Annotated in this window: 2 protein-coding genes; both read left to right on the top strand. The window is 41.7% G+C overall.

Translation table 11 applies throughout. The features are described from left to right. The first annotated feature begins 197 nt into the window (after nucleotides 1-197). Nucleotides 198-464, top strand: a complete 267-nt coding sequence (locus QZL69_RS02875; RefSeq protein WP_022213719.1) for a hypothetical protein — start codon at nucleotides 198-200, stop codon at nucleotides 462-464. A gap of 103 nt (nucleotides 465-567) precedes the next feature. Continuing rightward, the gene (locus QZL69_RS02870; RefSeq protein ID WP_022213718.1) at nucleotides 568-1323 is read left to right on the top strand and encodes a metallophosphoesterase family protein; all 756 of its coding nucleotides are present in this window, start codon (nucleotides 568-570) and stop codon (nucleotides 1321-1323) included. Nucleotides 1324-1378: the final 55 nt, after the last annotated feature.

The raw sequence follows: 1378 nt of genomic DNA, 5'->3' as shown, positions 1-1378 counted from the left end.
CTGGAAATACCTTGATATTTTTTTACCCATATGACCTGATTCCTCCCCGGAATATATGAAATCTGTCCTGAAGCAAAAAAGTTTTACCCTGAAAAAACTTTTTTCTGCAAACCCTTGGATCTGTTTGTGGGCGAATGTTATACTTATAGCGAACAATAAAACAGAGCAGATTTCAAATGTTTGGGGAGGATTTTTTTATGAGAGAAGAATATTTAGCAGAAGAAATGAACGAGCGTGATGACTTATTTGAGGACATCCCGGACGACGAACTGGAAGAAGTGGAAAGAGAGGCAAGAGAGCTGCGTAGCTGGTTTGAAAATCCCGATATGTGGGCGGGAAAATCTGTCCATGTGTCCATGATTACATGGAAGACAGATGGAGCGAAGAGCCTGACGAATCCAATGAAGAGATGTTTGAAGAAGAGGATGATGAAATATTATGGAAATCTGACGAAGAGGATGTAGTCGAGATGGATCTGAATGATCCGGATGTGTTTGCATTTCTCTACGTGTTTTATATGGAACATGCAGATTGCATCTGATATAAGACGCAGGAAGGTGATGAAATATGATATATATAACGGGCGACTGCCACCAGGATTTTGAAAGATTCAATATAGATGTTTTTCCAGAACAAAAAGAAATGACCAAGGATGATTGTGTGATCATCTGTGGAGACTTTGGCGGTGTCTGGAATAGAAACGAAGAAAGCAGCAGAGAAGCAAAGCTCATGGACTGGCTGGAGAACAGACCATTTACAACATTATTTGTGGATGGGAATCACGAGAATTTTGATCGGCTTTATGCTTATCCGGTCGAAAAATGGCACGGGGGCAAGGTTCATAAGATACGGCCGTCCGTCATTCATCTGATGCGTGGACAGGTGTTTGAAATTGATGGGAAAAGCATATTTGCATTTGGCGGAGCCAGCAGCCATGATATTGCCGGAGGCATCCTTGAACCAGATGATCCCGATTTTAAGAAAAAGAAGAAGAAATTGGATCAGGGCTGGTATCCATACCGGGTAAATCATGTGAGCTGGTGGAAGCAGGAACTTCCATCCGAAGAAGAGATGCAGGAAGGAATCGAGAACCTGGCAGCACATGATAACAAAGTGGATTTTATTGTAACACATTGCTGTGCATCAAGTACGCAGAACTTACTTGGAGGCGGGTTGTACAAGACGGATATTCTTACAGAATATCACGAAAAAATCCGCCAAAATACAAGTTTTAAGAAATGGTTCTTCGGGCACTATCACGATAATCGAAATGTGAATATAGAAGAAATTCTGATTTATGAGCAGATGATCAGAATCTGGTAAGATCATGAAACAGGTTTACCAGTTTACAGAGATTGTAGCGGCACAGGCAGGTGCC

It is taken from the genome of Blautia sp. CAG:237, assembly GCF_000436615.1.
GTDB lineage: Bacteria > Bacillota > Clostridia > Lachnospirales > Lachnospiraceae > Blautia_A > Blautia_A intestinihominis.
Note: the sequence above shows the minus strand (reverse complement) of the source record. Positions and strands in the feature narration are given on the sequence as shown.

Excerpts from the sequence above, each read along its gene's own strand:
- QZL69_RS02875 (WP_022213719.1), top strand. The coding sequence starts at position 198 with ATGAGAGAAGAATATTTAGCAGAAGAAATGAACGAGCGTGATGACTTA.
- QZL69_RS02870 (WP_022213718.1), top strand. The coding sequence starts at position 568 with ATGATATATATAACGGGCGACTGCCACCAGGATTTTGAAAGATTCAAT.